This window comes from Pseudomonas sp. RW409 (assembly GCF_003184125.1).
Lineage (GTDB): Bacteria > Pseudomonadota > Gammaproteobacteria > Pseudomonadales > Pseudomonadaceae > Aquipseudomonas > Aquipseudomonas chlororaphis_I.
Genome location: NZ_QHHP01000021.1, coordinates 437,540 through 456,117, shown reverse-complemented (window position 1 = coordinate 456,117; position 18,578 = coordinate 437,540). Strand labels below are relative to the sequence as shown.

Below are 18,578 nucleotides of genomic sequence, written 5' to 3'. Positions count from 1 at the left end.
TGATGAGCCCATTAAACACGGTCGATTACAACTCGCTCAACGACGATTATTGGAAAGACGCCATTGAGTCGGGCAAGAGCAATGCGGACTTTCGCGAGTTGTCCAGGTGGGTGGCGGAAACTTGCGGCATAGGATCTGTCCTGGATATCGGTTGCGGTACCGGGGGGTTGGTTTCAGAGCTCCTTTCTTTGGGCATCAATGCAGTAGGTGTGGATGTCTCTGCCCTAGCAGTGGACGCAGCAAACAAGCGTCACTCTAAACGGTTCAGCCATGGGTCTGTATTATCGTTACCGTTCACCGACGGCCAGTTTGATACCGTAGTCTCCACTAATTGTCTGGAACACCTTCGTCCCGAAGATGTGCCGACAGCGTTGCGCGAGATGTACCGTGTTTCCGCCAGGTACGTTTTTCTGCAGATTACAACAGCGGTTGAAGAAGGCGAGCGTTCGCTGCTTACTGCGGAAAGACGTGACTGGTGGGAAACTCAGTGTTTCGAGGCAGGGTTTCGAAAGCACGCGTTGTACTACCAGATCAATCCTTATGAAGCGCTGAACGAGGACGGTCGACAGATATTCGTATTGCTGGAGAAGGTTCCGGTCGAAGCATTGCGCCACTACGACCTGTCTGTCCTTGTTGAAGAGCGGTTACTCCATACCGACATGTTGCGCGAAGTCGGTCGGCGTGGTGACGCGCATTGCATTCGCTATCAGAAGGCTGCCGAGTTCGTACGCCCTGGTGATCGGGTGCTGGACGTAGCCTGTGGCTTGGGTTATGGCAGCTACATGCTATATGCCGCATCGCAGGCCGAGTCGGTATTGGGTGTTGATCTTAGTGATTTCGGTATCGCTTATGCCAATGCTCACTACAGTCGTCCAGGCAAGATCGAGTTTCAAGTAGGTGACGCCCAGGCGCTGACTTCAATTGCGGATAACAGCATCGACTTCATTGCTGCATTCGAAACAATCGAGCATGTTCCCGAGCCAATGGAGTATCTGCTCCAGTTAAAGCGCGTACTCAAGCCTGGTGGTCGCGTAATGGTCTGCGCGCCAAATGATTGGGCGGACGAAACCGGTAAGGATCCTAATCCTCACCATTTGCATGTTTACACTTGGGATCGGTTGGTTGCTGAATGCGCCACATATTTCCTGCTTGAGCAAGGCATGTTACAGACGGCGGGAGGGGCTATGAAATGCCACCATTCCCCTCGTAAATGGGAAACTGTCCCGGTTGACCGAACTCCAGAACAGGAAGCGGAGTGGGTTCTTCTGTTGGGTATGGCAGATCCGGTTGAAAGTGCAGCAGTGCCGTATGAAGAAACTCAATGGACATTGCCCGACTCACCCGAATTCTCAGTCTGTGCATTTGCCCGCGACTATCAGAACCCTTGGTTGGTACGGGGAATGGTTGCTCAGGGGCAGCGCGCACGATCGGCTTCTTTGTTGCGGTCCATGCAGGATCGGGTGTTGGCCACAGCTGCACCAGACTCGGTTGATTATGGTGCGGCGTTGTGCGGTAAGGTGTACAGCAACTCGAAAGTGGTTGAGTTGCCCGATGAGCTGTACCAAGAGCTTTTGACAGAAATTCGGCATTACGCCGCGATTTCTAATCCCTCCCCGCACCAGTTGCGTTGGCAGGTGTCATTGCTCTTTGCCGGCGGCGAGCTGGCGCGGCGCCGAGGTCATTTCGAAGATGCAATCGGCTGTTTCGCCGCGTGTGCCAGCCTTGATGTGTCAGTCTATAGCCCGTTGCTTGGCAACAAAGTCGTCGATGCGCTGCACTGGCTTGCAGAGTTAGCGTTGACTCGTGCTGACAAGCCCGCGGCGCGGATCTACTTGTGCCGCGCGGTAGCCGAAGTTCAGCGTCTTGTCAGTGGTTCATGGTTGAATATCAGCGGTGATCCTGATTCGCCGCTGTCCTTTGGTCTCGCTGAAGCTGCTCAGTTGCTGGACAAGGCGTCGCGAGCAGCTTATATGCTGTCCGTACTGGATAGCGTTTCGCTTAGACCAGGTATTGTGTACCGGGAGTCGGCCGGTTTCTTCGAGCGCCAACTGGTTGAACGTGACCAAAAGCTCAATGATGTGAGCAACTCTATTGACAGTCTTATTGCTGCATTGGAGCACAAAGATGTGGTGTGCAGGGACTTGGTTGAACAAATCAATGCGTTGGACAGCCGAACTCACGAGCTTGCTCGAGAGGTAGTGGCACAAGACAAGCACGCACAGAGTCTTGCGCAAGAAGTGATCAAGAAAGATGCCCATGCTCAGGCTCTTGTAGACGAAATTGTCAAAAGAGATGCTGAGATCGCTCGCCTGCTTGCCAAAGGCAGCCGGAACTCGGGGGCGACTTCCCAAGATAAAAGAGATGCTGAGATCACTATTAACAGTCTTGTTGCTGCATTGGAGCACAAAGACGTGGTGTGCAGGGACTTGGTTGAAAAAATCAATGCGTTGGACAGCCGAACTCACGAGCTTGCTCGAGAGGTAGTGGCACAAGACAAGTACGCACAGAGTCTTGCGCAAGAAGTGATCAAGAAAGATGCCCATGCTCAGTCTCTCGCAGACGAAATTGTCAAAAGAGATGCTGAGATCGCTCGCCTGCTGACTCAAGGCAGTCAGAGTTTGTTGCAGCCAGGATTGTGTGGAGAGTTGGAAGTGAGTAACAAGGTGACGAAAACCGGGATTGTTATTGTTTCCTACAATGCCTCCGAGGCAGTCAGGATCACGTTGGCGAGTATGCGACGTGCCTTTAACGAAGCTGCTTACAAGGTGATATTGGTCGACAATGCTTCAGAGTCTGGCGAAAGAGACAAAATTCGTGAAGCGATGTCCCATCACATTGCTGAAGTGGGTTCCTCATGGCGCTACATAGAGCAAGATACCAATCTTGGTTTTTCCGGCGGGAACAATGTTGGTATTTCCGAGTTTCTTGCAGATGACGAGATTACCCACATCTGCCTGCTTAACAGCGATGTCATCGTCACAGATTTCTGGCTGGACAATCTGTTGGCAAGCGACTCGGATCTCATCAGTGCTGTCACTAACAAGGCCGATGGCGAACAATGTGTTCCCGTAGATTATCAGTTAGAGCTTGCTGAATGCCTGGATCATCGTTCAGAGACTTTGCACGATAAGGTCTATCAGTGCGTTTCCAATTTTGCCGAGCGCTGGCATACCGCCTGGAAAGGCAATCTGGTTGAAACGGACGTAACGTTCTTCTGCGTTCTGGTGTCCAAGGTCGCCTTCGAAAAAATCGGTTTGCTTGACGATACCTTCTTCCCGGGTGGGTTTGAGGATGACGATTATTGCCTGCGCGCACGTAATGCAGGTTACGAAATTCATCTGGCGCGAGATGTTTTTATTCATCATTGGGGCTCGGCATCTTTTGGCCAGTTGCAATACCAATATTTCAGCGAGCGTGCGCAGCGTAACAAGGCATACCTGGAAAATAAACACGGCATAACCTGGCTTCGCCGACCGGAGAAACCGATCGTTTCTTTCGCAATGGACGTAGAGTTCGCACTGTCGCATCAAGATCGGCTTTCATTGCAAGCGCCCTTTTTTGATCTGTATGTCACTAATCTCGGCAAGCAAATTAGCTACTTCGAATCGGAATTCAGCAATCTGACCGAGGCGTTGGCCGTTCAGGGGCGTGTCGTACCGGATATACTTTTGAAAGCAGTGTCTTCTGCACGGTCTTATGGGGATTTGGTTTCACTCTGGGAGAAGGTCGTAGCGCGTATTCAGCGCGCGTTGACTGCGGGCTCCCTGGACGTCGGTGAGGCTAATGCCGTCAAGGAGGATCTCGGACTCATAGCGACCGGTGTCTACGAGCGGGTCGATTGCAATTTCGCTATCCACGCTTTTATCACCTCTCCAGGCGAGGATGGCGCCAGTGGCGTCGATATCCCGCCACCTGCCACTTCTGCGGCATTTTCCGCGCGGCCGGAAACGCGATTGGGCAAGCTACTCTGGTTCGTGCGCCGCAGCCTGGATTTCATACTGAAATTTGATGGTATCGTCTTCTTTGGCGGATATTTCTATCCTGAACGTCAAAGCGATGGTTATTTTCAACGCATCCAGATTGTCGATCGCATGTTTGTCGATCGGTGGCGTGTCTATGTCGAGAGTGACGAGTTGAAGGGGCGTAACATTTGGTTTGATCGACCTGAACCGAATGTGCTTGTGCTGCGAATCAATGGATCCAAGAAGCGTCGAATGCTGGTTCGCTTCTTGGCTCTGCTTGCTGTTTTACGCTGCCGGAAGATTTACTTTCATAGCGTGTTGCGCATGTACGACAACCGCTTTGGCGAGCTTCTGCATCTGCCATTCATCCGTAAGGCCGTGGATATTCATGGTGTCGTGCCTGAAGAGTTCCGAATGCACAACGATTTCTTCAGTGCTGTTCTTTATGAGAAAGAAGAAAGGCTTGCTGTGCAGAAGTCTGGCATTGTCATCGTTGTAACCGAGGCGATGAAGAACTACCTTCAGCAGAAATTTCGAGGTGCTTTGAAAGCTCGTTCGGTTTCCTTTCCGATCTTTCCTCGGTTTACCCCGACGCATGCAACCCGTCCTCTGATTGATGGCAAGCCGGTTGTGGTCTACGCGGGTGGCCTGCACAAGTGGCAGCAGGTTTCGAAAATGATTGATGCAATCATCCGGACTGCTGATCAGTGCAATCATCGCTTTTACTGCCCAGAGCCTCATATTGTTAAAGACATGCTGCCAGCGGAGCGGCTGGGGTCTGTGATCGTCGAAGGCAAAACCCATGTTGAACTGATGACGCTTTATCCGGAATGCCACTACGGTTTCATCCTCCGGGAGGACATCATTGTCAACAGAGCGGCCTGCCCGACGAAGCTCGTTGAATACCTTGCAATGGGTATTGTACCGATCGTCGATTGCGAAGATATAGGTGATTTCAAGACGTTGGGGATGCGCTACATCACTCTGGAAAATTTCTTGGCCGGGAATTTACCCGATGAAGCACAGCGTGTGGAGTTGGCAGAGGCAAACCTTTCGGTTTATGAGCGATTGAAAGAAGTGCGCCAGACGGGGGCAGAGGAAATCTTTGCCTACTTCACTCCGCCGGTTCGCAAGAGACGTGAGGTAAACGCGCGTCAGTTTGTTGCCGACATTGCACGACGTGTACTTCCCGCGGGCACGTTTCAGGGGCGAGCTGCGCGCAAAGTGTGGCGTGGTCTGCGCCCGGTGCTGGGGAGGTCGCGCCCGCTGATCTATCCAGTAGAGGTGAGTCAGGCGTACGACGTAGTGCAGGAGGCTCTGCCGGTCTGTGATGTCTTGGTTCAAGTCGACAACTTCGAAGCTGGTGGCTTGGAGAATGTTGTTCTTGATCTGAACGAGACGCTGATCAAGGCTGGATTGCGAGTTGTATTGCTTGTCCAGGGGACTCAAGGTCCTGCGGTTCGGCGGGCCCAAGAGTTAGGGCAGACGGTGGTGTGTCGTTCTTATTCGGTACAGTCCCATGGTGCGCTGATTGATAAGTTGCAGCCCAAGGTCGTTTTGGCTCATTACTCTTTTAGTGGAGTAGATATCTATCGCGAAAAGGGTATTGAATTTGTACAGGTCATCCACAACATTTATATGTGGTTCAATGATCACCAGCGCCAAGAGTTCGCATCGGTAGCGAAGAATACCAGCACCTTTGTGGCCGTATCGCAGCAAGTGAAAGATTACAGTATTTCTCGTCTTGGCGTGCCAGCGCAAAGCTGTATTGTCATTCCTAACGGTATTGATTTCAAACCGTTTGACGAGCTGGATCGGGTAGATGCCCGTGCGCGTTTGCGTGCGCAGTATGGTATTGCCGACGATGAGTTTGTCTTCATTGATATTGGATCAATCAATCATCAGAAAAACCATCTGGGCGCCATCAGGGCTTTTGAGATTGCGGCACAGTCGAGTGACAAGCTTCGGCTCCTCATTCTGGGACCGGTTTACGAACCTGAGTTGCTCGCCGAGATGGTGGCTTACATCGAGGTACATGATCTACAGGATCGCGTGACATATTGTGGGGCGGCCACCAACGTTCATGAGTATCTGGCCATGTCTGATGCTTTTGTCTCAGCGACTTTTTTCGAAGGTGGGCCACTGACGTTGCTTGAGGCGATCAAGGCGAATATCCCTGTTGCCATGCCCAAGGTTGGCTGTGCATCGCACTTCGCAGAGTATGCGGGTATTGAACTTGTCGATCCGGTTTATGACATGACGCGATATACGGGCGGCGTTTCAGAAATGCGATCTACAGTCGAGTTTGAGCAGCGCCTGGCGGTTGCCATGTTGCGTGCTTGGAGTAACGGTGTTCGCCCACAACTCTCAGAAATTGAACTTGAAGGCCTCAACAAAGAGCGCACTTATCAAAGTTACGTGAATCTTGTTCAGCAATTGATCAGTGGGCAAATAGTTCAAGTGAACGCCCCACTTGCTCTGAAACTCAGTTAAATGATCAAACGTTCCCGTATTTCAGTACATTCATTAGCTCGCCGTTGCTTTTGGTTGTTGCCGGCTACCTTGCGTAATCGGCTACACGGCGTTCGGCACGCAATTGTCCGCTGGCTGCGCGGTCGTAGCGTTCGCACGTCGATCAGACCTGGAGATCTGACTGGCGCTGAATTTCAAAGTCAGGTGCTGAGGGCAGCCAATTATCGGCTTATCATCATTTTCGAAGCGAATGTCGATTGGGGGATAATGCTGTTTCAGCGCCCTCACCACATGGCAATGGCACTTGGTCGTCTCAACTGTCTGGTTGTTTTCCAGACAACAGGCGATGACGTCCTGGGTTTCAGGCAAGTGGCAGATAATGTATGGATCGCCAACGATTCAGCCGTGAATGCCATTCCTGGTGCCATTCGTTGCTTTTACAGCACGTCGCTGTTGGCAACCCGTGAGGCCATAGCAGCTGCACGCATTCGAGGTCGGGTGGTGTACGAGTACATCGACCATATCGACGAATCGATTTCTGGCGGTAAGGGTGCCATCTGTCGACTGCTTGATTTGAAAGCAGCAGCGTTTGAAGGGGGGGCGGATATCGTTGTGTCCTCGGCTACGGCACTACACAAGGAGGCGTTGGCTGAGTGTGGGGACAGGCGTTGTGTTTGCGTCCCTAACGGCGTTGATGTGACTCATTATCGTGTCGTACAGGAGTCCGGCGTTGCTGTTCCCCGAGCGCTTGTCGAATTCAGAGGGCATCACAAACAGGTAGTCGGTTACTTTGGCGCTATCGCCCCCTGGCTCTGGTATGAAGTGATCGAGCAGGTTTGCTCCGGGATGCCGGATATTGGTTTTGTGTTTATCGGGCCTGACTATAGCGGTTGCGTCCCGTTGTTGCCGCAGCGCGCGAATGTGCTTTATCTTGGCCCGGTCAACTATGCCCAGTTACCTGCGTACGCCCGTTTGTTTGACGCCTGTTTCATCCCGTTCAAGCCGGGTGACGTTGCGCGATCCACATCTCCTCTGAAACTTTATGAGTACTTTGCGCTTGAGAAACCGGTCGTCGTGACTGCCGATATGAATGAGTGCACCGTTTATCCAGAGGTTTTTTCCGGTGGCGATGCTGCCGAACTCATCACAGCAGTTCGACAAGCTCTCAGTACCTGTGACGATCAGGTGTATCGTAAACGGCTGCGTACCTTGGCTGATCAAAATAGCTGGAACGTCAGAGCGGCTGTCTATGCAGATAAACTCGAAAATCTCGAAAGTGAATAACTGATTTTGTGGGAATTATTATTGTGAAACGAAAAATACTTTGCGTTGTTGGGACTCGTCCGGAAGCGATTAAAATGGCTCCGGTCATTTTGGCGTTGAAAAATGAACCTTGGGCAGATGTGCGGGTTCTAGCAACAGCCCAGCATCGCCATATGCTTGACCAGGTCATGAGCTTTTTCGGTATTGAACAAGATATCGATCTGGACATCATGCGTCCAAACCAGGCCTTGACCACGCTGACTGCTCGCTTGTTGCTGGAAATGGACGATGTGCTGAACGCTGAGAAACCAGAGATCGTTCTGGTTCAGGGTGATACAACGACTGTAATGACCGTTGCTCTTGCCTGTTTCTACCACAGGATTCCAATTGGTCACGTTGAGGCCGGGCTCCGCACCTGGGATATGCAGAACCCTTTCCCGGAAGAAGCCAACCGGGTCATCGCTGGCAAGCTGGCTCGCTGGCACTTTGCTCCTACTGAAGGCTCCCGGCAGAACTTACTGCGTGAAGGTGTTCCTGACTCCGATATCATCGTCACTGGCAATACTGTGATCGATGCGCTGCTCATGACAGCTGCAAAGGATCTGGATCTGGGGATTGAACTTGATCCAGGTAAACGACTGGTGCTCGTGACTTCGCACCGTCGGGAGAATTTCGGCGAACCCTTTCTCAATATTTGTCGTGCGCTGCGCACCTTGGCTGAAAACAATCCTGACGTTCAGTTCCTTTATCCGGTGCATCCAAACCCTAACGTCAAGGAGGTGGCTCACGAACTGCTTGGTCCGATTGCCAATTTTGTGCTGTGCGATCCATTGGAATATGCACCATTCGTGGCTGCGATGAAGCGCGCTTATCTGATTCTGACCGATTCCGGTGGTGTGCAAGAAGAAGCACCAGCATTGGGTAAGCCAGTATTGGTTCTGCGCGAAGAAACTGAGCGTCCGGAAGCGGTGGAGCACGGGGTCGTTAAACTGGTCGGTTCCAACTACGACGCAATCGTGAATGAAGCTCAACACTTGTTGGATGACGAGACAGCCTATCGCGAGATGGCCCGTGGCGTTTCTCCTTATGGAGATGGGCATGGCGCAGAGCGGATCGTCAATGCGCTACAAGAGTATTTTAACTGATGAGATTGATTTATTTGTCGCCTGTCCCGTGGGCCAGTTTTTCTCAGCGCCCCCACAAATTTGTCGAGTGGTTTCATCGACGTACTGGGCGACAAGTAATTTGGATTGAACCCTATCCAACCCGATTTCCTAAGCCTAGCGATTTGAAGCGCGCGGAGATGAACAGCCAGCAGGCTCGGGTGAGCGTACCACAATGGCTGAAAATACTGACGCCTCGGGCGTTTCCGATTGAACCTCTTCCCGGTTCCGGCTGGTTGAACCGTGGTTTGTGGGCGCCGCTGATCAGTGAAATAAAAGACCAATTCGGCACGCAAGAGCCTTTGATTGTTGTAGGAAAACCTTCAGTTTTGGCTCTCAAGGTTCTGCAAGCGTTCAAGCCCAAGCACTCTATTTATGATGCAATGGATGATTTTCCGGCGTTCTACACTGGCGTTTCCCGGGTGGCGATGGCGAACCGGGAGCGTCAATTGGTTCAAGCCGTAGAGAAAGTTTGGGTTTCGAGTACCGCCCTTAAAAGCCGTTGGTCACAGGAAAAGGCAAGTGTCTGTTTTGTGCCGAACGCACTTGATGATGCTTTGCTGCTCCCCCCCCGCAACGCTAGCGAGGAGCGGGCGCGAAAAGTTCTCGGCTATGTAGGGACGGTTGGGGCGTGGTTTGACTGGGACTGGATTCGAACATTGGCCAAACTTCGTTCTGGTGACATCATTCGTATAATTGGCCCGGTGTTTTCGCCGGCACCTTTTGAGCTGCCCTCAAATATCGAGCTGTTGCCACCTTGTGCCCATGATATAGCGTTGGCAGCGATGTGTGAGTTTGATGTCGGGCTTATCCCTTTCAAGAGGAATGAGCTGACAGTTTCTGTTGATCCAATCAAATACTATGAGTATCGGGCGCTTGGCTTGCCGGTTGTCTCAACGGACTTTGGAGAAATGAAGTTTCGCGAAGAGGCGGCCGGCACTTTTATCAGTAAGTCGCTTGGCGATATTGGTAAATTGATTGTCACGGCGGCTAAGTACCGGGATACCTGCGAAAGTAGCATGAACTTTATCAATGATAATACGTGGGATGCTCGATTTGAGGGAGCAGATATTGAACTATAGCTATTTTTCTATGGTGTTTTTTTGTAATTTAGAGATTATTTGTTTCTTGTGTGAAAAAATGAGTGTAATACATCGAAAATAGAATGTTCGTCTAGTAGGGGCTGGGAAGGAGTCCAAATGTCGATGTATTACGAGGGAAAAGTATTCTGTCGGTTGTTGCTGGGTATGCGAGCCGTGGTGTTGCATTGCATTGTATCTGTTTAATCCATATCCATTTCATATGCCATTTTTTCTTCCTTGCTGTTATTTTTTAGTGAGTGGTTCGTCAAAGAAATTGTTTCAGTGTTAAAGAGAAATATCAGATCATTATTGCTGTGTTCAATATTTTTATATTGCTTGTGCCTGTCTGTATAAGTATTGGCTTTTTATGGGTTACAGCTTTCGTGGAAGCGTTTTCTTTTCAAGATATACTCATGAGTTAGTTTTGGTGTTTAGGGGGTGTCTCTTTGCTAGTAGTGTGCTGGCTTATTTCATGTCTGTTCTTTTTATGAGTTTATTTTTCATTGTTCATGCAAGGCTGTTTGGGTTTTAAGTTGTTGTGGTGGTCTATTTTTTCGTAGCTTATTTGTTGGTAGGTTTCGTTGCTGTGGGCTACGTTTGTATTTTTGATTGGCCATCTCTACCTCTATCAAACGCTTTCTCTTGTAGGTTGTGACTCCTGGCAGCTTGCTCAGTCAATAGGCGTTGACATGGGAACTTTCATGGGGGCAGTTGTCTCTACTCTGCTGACAACTTGTCTCTGCATTGACCGCCCTCGGTACGGACGGGCGTTGTCTTGAGGCCAAATACTCAGCCCCTTGAATCTGGAGCCCAGTCCTGTACTACCAAGTGATAAGCTACCCTGTCGAGACGGGAATGATTCCCGCTAGTGTCCTGAAATGACTGCAGACCTTTGAGCGAGGTAATATTCGTTGGTTGGGATTTATGGATAAATTACGCGCCTTTTTGTTGAATCTGCCTCGTCGTCAAAAACGGTTGATTCAGATTGCCACCGACATTCTGCTGGTCTGGGCCTCGCTTTGGCTAGCGTTCATCGTCCGTCTCGGAGTGGACGATATGTATAACCCACTCAAAGTCCACCTATGGCTCTTTGCTTTTGCACCAGTGGTTGCCATCCCTCTCTTCATACGCTTCGGCATGTATCGTGCCGTCATGCGCTATTTTGGTAATGATGCGCTTATTGCCATCATCAAGGCTGTCAGTCTTTCATCACTCATTTTGGCAGTCATTGTCTATTGGTACAGCAACCACTCGGCGGTAGTCCCTCGCTCCATCATCTTCAACTACTGGTGGTTAAGCCTCGTCATCATCGGCGGCCTACGTCTCTGCATGCGCCAGTATTTTATGGGCGACTGGTTCACCGCAGCCCAACACGTGCCGTTTACCAATCGCGACGACGGTCTGACCAAGGTCGCCATTTATGGTGCTGGCGTTGCAGGCAACCAGCTGGTTGCGGCGCTGCGCATGGGGCGGGTAATGCGTCCTGTGGCTTTTGTCGATGATGATCCGAGTATCGCGGATCGCTCCATTTCCGGTTTGCAGGTTTACAAGCCCAAACACATCCAGCAGATGATTGAAGTAACCGGTGCCCAGGAGATTCTCTTGGCATTGCCGTCGTCGACTCGTGCGCGACGTCGGGAAATTCTCAACCTGCTTGAGGGCTTTCCGCTCCATGTGCGTAGTGTTCCGAACTTCACCGATTTGGCCAGCGGGCGGGTGAAGGTCGACGATATTCAGGAAGTTGATATCGCAGACTTGCTGGGGCGCGACGCTGTACCTGCTCAGCCTGACTTGCTGGCCCGTTGTATCAAGGGCAAGACGGTTCTGGTGACCGGCGCAGGTGGTTCGATCGGGGCCGAACTCTGCCGGCAGATTTTTTCGTTGGGGCCGACCACGCTCCTGTTGTTCGATCACAGTGAGTTCAATCTCTACAACATCCTGTCGGAACTCGAGCAGCGTCTCTCCCGCGAGTCGTCGCCTGTTCGGTTGCTGCCCATTCTTGGCTCGATTCGCAATCCGCATAAGCTGCTGGATGTGATGAAGACCTGGAATGTCGATACGGTTTATCACGCGGCGGCTTACAAGCATGTACCGATGGTCGAGCACAATATCGCCGAAGGCGTGCTGAACAACGTGATGGGAACGCTCAACACTGCTCAGGCCGCATTACAGGCCGGGGTCGCCAATTTCGTGCTGATTTCCACAGACAAGGCGGTGCGCCCAACCAATGTGATGGGGAGCACCAAACGTCTCGCTGAATTGACCCTGCAGGCTCTAAGTCGTGAAATCGCCCCGGTGTTGTTTGGGGACAAAGCCAACGTATCGCGTGTCAACAAAACCCGTTTCACCATGGTGCGTTTTGGCAATGTGCTGGGGTCTTCAGGCTCGGTAATTCCGTTGTTTCATAGCCAGATCAAATCTGGCGGCCCACTGACCGTTACCCATCCAAAGATCACTCGTTACTTCATGACCATCCCCGAGGCGGCGCAACTGGTGATTCAGGCCGGTTCCATGGGGCAGGGCGGCGATGTGTTCGTGTTGGACATGGGCGAGCCGGTGAGGATTGTCGAGCTGGCCGAGAAGATGATTCACCTCTCCGGGTTGAGTATTCGTTCGGAGAGGAACCCCCAGGGCGACATCGCCATCGAGTTCACGGGCTTGCGCCCGGGCGAAAAGCTTTACGAAGAGTTACTGATTGGCGACAACGTTTCTGCCACTCAGCATCCGATGATCATGAGCGCCAATGAGGATCATCTGCCTTGGGACTTGCTGAAAGCCAAGCTGGCGGAATTGCTGGTGGCCGTTGAGCAGGATGACTATTCCAGGGTTCGACAACTGCTGCGCGAGACTGTCAGCGGTTACACCCCGGATGGCGATATTGTCGACTGGATTTACCAGCAGCGTCGCCTCGAACCCTGAATTTACATACGTTGTAACCCAGTCACTTTTGACTTGCCCGTGGCACCGCCTAGGTTTGGAGAGCAGCTTTGGAAAAGCTGCTTTTCCTAATCGATGTCATGGAGTGTCACTTATGCGTATCGCTTATTTCCCTTCTCTGGTCTTCGCTCTGATGGCCAGTCTTTCTTCCATTACCTACGCAGCACCTGCGGTCAATACCGAGGCCAAGGCTCCGGCAGCGGCGCAGGTGGCCTCTTCGGAGCAAGCAGGCAGGATTGATTTGAACACTGCCGATGCAGCGGCCTTGCAGCGTGAGCTGTCCGGCGTTGGTGCGGTCAAGGCGCAGGCGATTGTTAAATATCGTGAGAGCAATGGACCTTTTACCTCGGTGGACGAACTGCTCGAGGTCAAGGGCATCGGCAAGGCGATTCTGGAAAGCAACCGGGAAAAGTTGAAGGTCAACTGACGCTTCAATTCATGCGCAAGGCCGATCAGTGATCGGCCTTGCGTTTTTCGGGTTCTAGCGCGCAAAACACCATAAGCAGGATTGCGCCATTCAATGTTGTCTATCGCTTCGATAGAATTATGATCGTAATATTTTATTGAATTATGACTATAATCAAATCGCTTCCCAAGCAGCGTATCAATTCCTTGTCTTTCCCTTCTCAAGCACTTTTCTGGAGAGCCGTTATGAACTCGATTTCCCCCAAGGGGCTGGCACTTGTCACCGGTGCTTCATCTGGCATCGGTGCGGTTTATACCGAGCGGTTGGCCGCTCGTGGTTACGATCTGTTGCTGGTTGCACGAGATGAGCCGCGCCTGCAAACTGCGGCTACCCGGCTACGGGCCGAGCACAAGGTGCAGGTTGAAGTGTTGAAAGCCGATCTGACGCTCAAGGCCGATGTGCTGAAGGTCGAGCAGCGTTTGCGTTCCGACTCGAGTATCAGTCTGTTGCTGAACAATGCCGGTATCGCTGCCGACGGAAGTCTGGCCGTTGCAGACACGGATCAGTTGGAGGTGATGATCCAGCTCAATGTGATCGCGGTCACTCGTCTGGCTGCCGCTGCTGCCGCCAGCTTTTCGGCAGCGGGAAGAGGGGCGATCATCAATATCGCTTCGGTGGTGGCGCTGATTCCCGAGCGTTTTAATGCGACCTACAGTGCGACCAAGGCCTATGTCCTGAGCCTGACTCAGTCGCTTGCTGCGGAACTGGACGGTAAAGGCGTGCAGGTCCAGGCGGTATTGCCCGGGGTGACCCGTACCGAGATCTGGGAGCGTTCGGGCATCGACGCCCAGGGGATTCCAGCCGAAATGGTTATGGACGCCACCGAGATGGTGGATGCGGCTCTGGCCGGTTTTGATCAGGGTGAGTTGATCACCATCCCCTCGCTACCCGACTCGGCTGATTGGGACGCCTTCGTGGCTGCGCGTTTTGCCCTGGGGCCCAACCTGTCGAAAAGCAGCGCGGCTGCTCGCTACAAATAACCGTGTCGAGGTCGGAGGGTGGTGCGGTTCACTCCGCCTGCCCATCCTGCTTTTTCAGATGCTCGCGTGTTACCTCCAGTATCCGTTTGGCCAGGTCGGGGTTCTCGACACTGCGTGACAGCACCAGGGCCCCGACCAGGGTCGACATGATCACCAGGCTCTGGTCGGCGGCATTTTCTCCTTCGAGATTGGCCTCGACCTGCGCGAGTCGGGCATTGAGCACTGCATCGGTGGTGGGACTGGCTTGCCCGCGCAGGCCCAGTTCCGAAGACATGGTGGGCAGCGGGCAGCCTTGACCGGGAGAGGTCTGATGCCACTCGGACAGGTAGCTGTCGATAAAGGCCTGCAGTGGCTGTTCCTGGGCAAACAGTGTGGCGCAGTGGGCATCAAGTTCTGTGGCCGCAGCCTGCAGGGCTTTTTCGACCAGATCATCCTTGGATTTGAAATGCGAGTAGAAACCGCCATGGGTCAGGCCCAGGGCTTTCATCAGTGGTTGCAGGCCTGTCGCACCGATACCGTCGCGCCGAAAGCGCTCGGCGGCTTCCTTGATGATGCGTTGATGGGTTTGGGCTTTATGGTCTTGCGAGTAACGCATCGGGGAAGTCTCCACAGCTAGGGAGTCATCTTACCCAAGGTTGACGGGAGGGGGATTGCACTTTTAACCCCAGAAACCTCATTTTCCCTACTGAATGACTAGAAAGTCATGGTTTGCCGGCGAGCCCAGTATTAGTTGGCATGAATAGTGATTATTGAATATCCATAGATTGTTCAACAATCGCAAGGCGATATTCATGAGCAACGTATTGTCCCTGGCTGACCAGATAACCCTGGAGTTACGTGCCGATATCATCGGCGGTCGCCTGTTGCCGGGCATGGCCCTGGTGGAAGGCGATCTGGTGTCCACCTACAACGCCTCGCGCAACACCATCCGCGAGGCCTTGCATCGTCTGGGGCAGGAAGGCCTGACGCGCTACGCACGCAACAAGGGCGTCACGGTGCGACAGTTGGGGATCGATGAAGTGCGTGACCTGTTCCAGGTGCGTCGTACCCTGGAGTTACAGGCCATTGCCTCCAGCAAACCGTTGCGCGACTACCAGTCCGATCGAATGCTCGAGGCTATCGAGGCCAGCGAACTCGCCCGTGAGCGCGAGGACTGGCGCTCGGTAGGTACCCACAGCCTGGCGTTTCATCAACACATCGTCGGGCTGATGCGTAGCCCCTTGTTCGACGAGTTCTTCACCAACGTCGTGGCGCAGCTGCGCCTGGTGTTCTGTGCCGCCCCTGACGAGCAGCGTTTCCAGTCCCCCTGGTTGGCCCGGGACCGGCAGATCCATGACTTGCTCGCCGATGGCGACAAGCAGGCCGCCGGCGAGACCCTCGCGGTTTACCTGGACGATTCCGAACGGTTGCTGCTCGACATTCTCAGCCACTCTTCCCGCCACTGATCGAGGGTTTCAACCATGTACAAGGACTATCCCGCGGCTTATCAGGTCAGCAAAGGCTCGGCTCTGCAGGTGGATACGGCCTTTTATGAGCGGGTCCGCGACAGCAAGGACCAACGCACCTTGATCGAGCAATTCGAGGTACCGATCCGCACCGGGCGGGCCTGGCATGTGCCGGCCGGACATGTGTTCCGGGTGACCACGCCGGCCGGCCCACAGGTGGGGGACTTCAACGTCTGGAATGCCAACGACCCGCGGGAGCGTTTGTGGGCGGCGCGTACCCGGCAGTTGCAGGGCGCGCATGTCAGTACTCATGATCGGTTGTGGTCGAACCTGCCGTTCCTGCGGCCGCTGGTGACCATTACCGATGACAGCCTGGCCGGTTACGGCATCGACGAGCATGGCGGGCGTTTGCACGACCTGCTCGGCACGCGCTGCGATCCCTACGTGAACCGCATGCTCACCGGGGAGGACTTCCATCACCATTGCCACTCCAACCTCACGCGCGCGGTCCTGCCCCACGGCCTGACCGAGTTCGATGTGCACGACGTGCTGAACATCTTCCAGTGCACCGGGCTCAATCACGACGACATGTATTTCATGAAGGCCTGCCCTGCGCAGAAGGGCGATTACCTGGAGTTCTTTGCCGAAATCGATCTGTTGTGTGCGCTCTCGACCTGTCCGGGCGGCGACCTGTCGTTGCCCATGTGGGGGCCGGAGGCCCAGGACCCCCTCAGTGTCTGCCGGCCATTGGGCGTGGAAATCTATCGGCTCGACGAGGCGTTGCTCGAAGGCTGGAGCCAGCCAGAGCGGGCTGCCTACAAAGGCTTGCATGGCCTGCAGATCACCAAGGCTGCCTGGGAGAAATAATGCCGCTGAGGAAATAAAAAGCCCCGCCATTGTGTTAGTGGCGGGGCTGTTCGATCGGGTTATCCAGTCAGCGGTCCTGCGCGTCCTTGGCGTCCGCTTCCGCGTTGCGCTCAGCAACGCGCTTGCGTTGCTCATCGGTCAGTTCCACCTTGTTGGCGGTGTCACGCAACATCATCAAACCGCCAACGATCGAGCCGATTGCAACGATCAGAATCAACCAGGCATACCAGGGCATAGGGCTCTCCTTGAGGGCATACCGGCGGGCGAGGAGTTTCGCCCGTCAAGCTGCCATACCACTTCGAGTTACAGCGTTTCGCAGTGGTTCCATTGTAGGCCTGATCTGCCCCGGTAACCTCTCTTGCATCAATCTTCCGTGTGGCTACGCAAGCCAATTACAGAGGCATGCTACTCACTCAGAGCCCGGTCAGCATCGCATCCGCTGGCGCATTGGCACGCAGTTGTGCGGTCAGTTGGAAGTAGACGAAACCGGCGGCCATGAAACCGAGGAAGATCAGGCCGATCAGGCTGTTGAACCAGGCCATGGCCACCAGGCAGACCACGGCCAGCGCCAGGGCAATGGCCGGGACCAGCGGGTAGCCCGGGGCGCGAAAGGTGCGTTCCAGGTGCGGCTCGACTTTGCGCAGCTTGAACAGGCTGAGCATGCTCATGATGTACATCACGATGGCGCCGAATACGGCCATGGTGATCATCGCCGCGGTCAGGGTCATGCCTCCCAGGTTGATCAGGCCATCGCTGTAGATGGCGGCGATGCCGATCAGGCCGCCGGCGATGATGGCGCGGTGTGGCGTCTGGAAGCGCGACAACTTGGCCAGCGACGCCGGCAGATAGCCGGCGCGGGCGAGGGCGAAGAACTGCCGCGAGTAGCCAAGAATGATGCCGTGGAAGCTCGCCACCAGGCCGAACAGGCCGATCCACACCAGCATGTGCAGCCAGCCGGAGTTGTCCCCGACCACGGCTTTCATGGCCTGGGGCAGCGGGTCGTTGATGTTCGACAGGGTGCGCCAGTCGCCCACGCCGCCGGCGAAGAACATCACGCCCATGGCCAGCAGCACCAAGGTCAGAATGCCGCTGATGTAGGCCTTGGGGATGGTGCGTTTCGGGTCCTTGGCTTCCTCGGCGGCCATGGCTGCGCCTTCGATGGCGAGGAAGAACCAGATGGCGAATGGAATCGCCGCGAACATCCCGGCAATCGCCGGCGCGCCGAAGGTGTCCGAACCGGCCCAGCCGTTGAGGGCGAAGTTGCTGAAGCTGAAGGCCGGCGCGACTACGCCCATGAACACCAGCAGTTCCGCCACCGCCAGTACGCAGACCACCAGCTCGAAGGTGGCGGCGAGTTTGACCCCGAGAATGTTCAGTCCCATGAACACGATATAGGCACCGACCGCCGCATGCTTCGGGTCCAGGGCGGGGAACTGCACATTCAGGTAGGCACCGATCGCCAGGGCGATGGCCGGTGGCGCGAAGACGAATTCGATCAGGGTCGCCAGTCCGGCGATCAGCCCGCCTTTTTCACCAAAGGCCCGGCGGCTGTAGGCAAAGGGCCCGCCTGCATGGGGAATGGCGGTGGTCAGCTCGGTGAAGCTGAAGATGAAACAGGTGTACATGGCCGCGACCATCAGTGAGGTCAGCAGAAAGCCCAGGGTGCCGGCGACACCCCAGCCATAACTCCAGCCGAAGTACTCCCCGGAGATCACCAGCCCGACCGCGATCCCCCATAAATGCAGCGTGCCCAGCGTTGGTTTGAGTTGTGTGTTCATGCGTGGCTCCCAGAACGGAAAGAAGTGCTCGAGGCTGCTCACTGCACCGCTCATGCCAGAGCGAAAACGGGCGTCGTAAAGCGCCAGAAGCTGTCGTATCGAGGATGTTTCCAGTTGTTTCTGGGCTGAAGGTGTCTGGATTGGTGCACAGCCGTGCAACAGA

Annotated in this window: 12 protein-coding genes; 9 read left to right on the top strand and 3 right to left on the bottom strand. The window is 54.0% G+C overall.

Annotated features, from left to right (window positions below; translation table 11 throughout):
* The first annotated feature begins 2 nt into the window (after positions 1-2).
* The 7 genes from DK261_RS10830 to DK261_RS10800 all read left to right on the top strand — a co-directional run bounded on the left by DK261_RS10830 (position 3) and on the right by DK261_RS10800 (position 14,325).
* Positions 3-6,455 (top strand): methyltransferase domain-containing protein, encoded by a 6,453-nt coding sequence (locus DK261_RS10830; RefSeq protein ID WP_158286940.1) that lies wholly within the window; start codon positions 3-5, stop codon positions 6,453-6,455.
* Positions 6,456-7,718 carry a hypothetical protein gene (locus DK261_RS10825; RefSeq protein ID WP_051673152.1) on the top strand — a complete coding sequence of 421 codons (1,263 nt, stop codon included), beginning with the start codon at positions 6,456-6,458 and terminating at the stop codon, positions 7,716-7,718.
* 23 nt (positions 7,719-7,741) lie between these two features.
* The gene (gene wecB / locus DK261_RS10820) at positions 7,742-8,842 is read left to right on the top strand and encodes a non-hydrolyzing UDP-N-acetylglucosamine 2-epimerase (RefSeq protein ID WP_080710647.1); all 1,101 of its coding nucleotides are present in this window, start codon (positions 7,742-7,744) and stop codon (positions 8,840-8,842) included.
* Positions 8,843-9,000: 158 nt separating this feature from the next.
* Positions 9,001-9,942 carry a glycosyl transferase gene (locus tag DK261_RS10815; RefSeq protein WP_232539738.1) on the top strand — a complete coding sequence of 314 codons (942 nt, stop codon included), beginning with the start codon at positions 9,001-9,003 and terminating at the stop codon, positions 9,940-9,942.
* A gap of 924 nt (positions 9,943-10,866) precedes the next feature.
* Positions 10,867-12,861, top strand: a complete 1,995-nt coding sequence (locus tag DK261_RS10810) for a nucleoside-diphosphate sugar epimerase/dehydratase (protein ID WP_110175696.1) — start codon at positions 10,867-10,869, stop codon at positions 12,859-12,861.
* Between the two features lie 112 nt (positions 12,862-12,973).
* The gene (locus DK261_RS10805; protein WP_009050160.1) at positions 12,974-13,306 is read left to right on the top strand and encodes a helix-hairpin-helix domain-containing protein; all 333 of its coding nucleotides are present in this window, start codon (positions 12,974-12,976) and stop codon (positions 13,304-13,306) included.
* A 224-nt stretch (positions 13,307-13,530) separates the two neighbouring features.
* Positions 13,531-14,325, top strand: a complete 795-nt coding sequence (locus tag DK261_RS10800) for an SDR family oxidoreductase (RefSeq protein WP_110175695.1) — start codon at positions 13,531-13,533, stop codon at positions 14,323-14,325.
* Positions 14,326-14,353: 28 nt separating this feature from the next.
* Here the strand turns inward: DK261_RS10800 and DK261_RS10795 are convergent, their stop codons facing one another.
* Positions 14,354-14,920 carry a TetR/AcrR family transcriptional regulator gene (locus DK261_RS10795; protein WP_103331008.1) on the bottom strand — a complete coding sequence of 189 codons (567 nt, stop codon included), beginning with the start codon at positions 14,918-14,920 and terminating at the stop codon, positions 14,354-14,356.
* A gap of 196 nt (positions 14,921-15,116) precedes the next feature.
* Between DK261_RS10795 and DK261_RS10790 the strand changes: the two genes are divergently transcribed.
* Together DK261_RS10790 and DK261_RS10785 are read left to right on the top strand one after the other, a co-directional pair.
* On the top strand, positions 15,117-15,770 hold the full coding sequence (locus DK261_RS10790) for a GntR family transcriptional regulator (protein ID WP_009050157.1): 654 nt from the start codon (positions 15,117-15,119) through the stop codon (positions 15,768-15,770).
* Between the two features lie 15 nt (positions 15,771-15,785).
* Positions 15,786-16,637 (top strand): DUF1989 domain-containing protein, encoded by an 852-nt coding sequence (locus DK261_RS10785; RefSeq protein WP_028683080.1) that lies wholly within the window; start codon positions 15,786-15,788, stop codon positions 16,635-16,637.
* A 67-nt stretch (positions 16,638-16,704) separates the two neighbouring features.
* Here DK261_RS10785 and DK261_RS10780 read toward each other — a convergent pair whose 3' ends face one another.
* Together DK261_RS10780 and eat are read right to left on the bottom strand one after the other, a co-directional pair.
* On the bottom strand, positions 16,705-16,872 hold the full coding sequence (locus DK261_RS10780) for a DUF2897 family protein (RefSeq protein ID WP_009050155.1): 168 nt from the start codon (positions 16,870-16,872) through the stop codon (positions 16,705-16,707).
* A gap of 178 nt (positions 16,873-17,050) precedes the next feature.
* A complete protein-coding gene (gene eat, locus DK261_RS10775) occupies positions 17,051-18,415 on the bottom strand; it encodes an ethanolamine permease (protein WP_028683079.1) in 1,365 nt (454 codons plus the stop codon).
* Positions 18,416-18,578 lie beyond the last annotated feature (163 nt).

Excerpts from the sequence above, each read along its gene's own strand:
- DK261_RS10830 (WP_158286940.1), top strand. The coding sequence starts at position 3 with ATGAGCCCATTAAACACGGTCGATTACAACTCGCTCAACGACGATTAT.
- DK261_RS10815 (WP_232539738.1), top strand. The coding sequence starts at position 9,001 with ATGAACAGCCAGCAGGCTCGGGTGAGCGTACCACAATGGCTGAAAATA.
- DK261_RS10785 (WP_028683080.1), top strand. The coding sequence starts at position 15,786 with ATGTACAAGGACTATCCCGCGGCTTATCAGGTCAGCAAAGGCTCGGCT.
- DK261_RS10780 (WP_009050155.1), bottom strand. The coding sequence starts at position 16,872 with ATGCCCTGGTATGCCTGGTTGATTCTGATCGTTGCAATCGGCTCGATC.
- DK261_RS10825 (WP_051673152.1), top strand. The coding sequence starts at position 6,456 with ATGATCAAACGTTCCCGTATTTCAGTACATTCATTAGCTCGCCGTTGC.
- DK261_RS10790 (WP_009050157.1), top strand. The coding sequence starts at position 15,117 with ATGAGCAACGTATTGTCCCTGGCTGACCAGATAACCCTGGAGTTACGT.
- eat (WP_028683079.1), bottom strand. The coding sequence starts at position 18,415 with ATGAACACACAACTCAAACCAACGCTGGGCACGCTGCATTTATGGGGG.
- DK261_RS10795 (WP_103331008.1), bottom strand. The coding sequence starts at position 14,920 with ATGCGTTACTCGCAAGACCATAAAGCCCAAACCCATCAACGCATCATC.
- DK261_RS10800 (WP_110175695.1), top strand. The coding sequence starts at position 13,531 with ATGAACTCGATTTCCCCCAAGGGGCTGGCACTTGTCACCGGTGCTTCA.
- DK261_RS10805 (WP_009050160.1), top strand. The coding sequence starts at position 12,974 with ATGCGTATCGCTTATTTCCCTTCTCTGGTCTTCGCTCTGATGGCCAGT.
- DK261_RS10810 (WP_110175696.1), top strand. The coding sequence starts at position 10,867 with ATGGATAAATTACGCGCCTTTTTGTTGAATCTGCCTCGTCGTCAAAAA.